Below are 330 nucleotides of genomic sequence, written 5' to 3' on the forward strand. Positions count from 1 at the left end.
CTAATTTTTCAACATTAGTCGGTTCGGTCCTCCAGTTAGTGTTACCCAACCTTCAACCTGCCCATGGCTAGATCACCGGGTTTCGGGTCTATACCCTGCAACTTAACGCCCAATTAAGACTCGGTTTCCCTTCGGCTCCCCTATGCGGTTAACCTTGCTACAGAATATAAGTCGCTGACCCATTATACAAAAGGTACGCAGTCACCCCCCATAAAGAGAGGCTCCCACTGCTTGTACGTACACGGTTTCAGGTTCTGTTTCACTCCCCTCGCCGGGGTTCTTTTCGCCTTTCCCTCACGGTACTGGTTCACTATCGGTCAGTCAGGAGTA

1 rRNA gene is annotated in these 330 nt (G+C 50.3%); it reads right to left on the minus strand.

From position 1 onward, the window contains the following. Window positions 1–330, minus strand: a 23S ribosomal RNA gene (locus AC3G3F_RS23910); the annotation flags it as partial.

The organism is Salmonella sp. FC25216 (assembly GCF_057751355.1).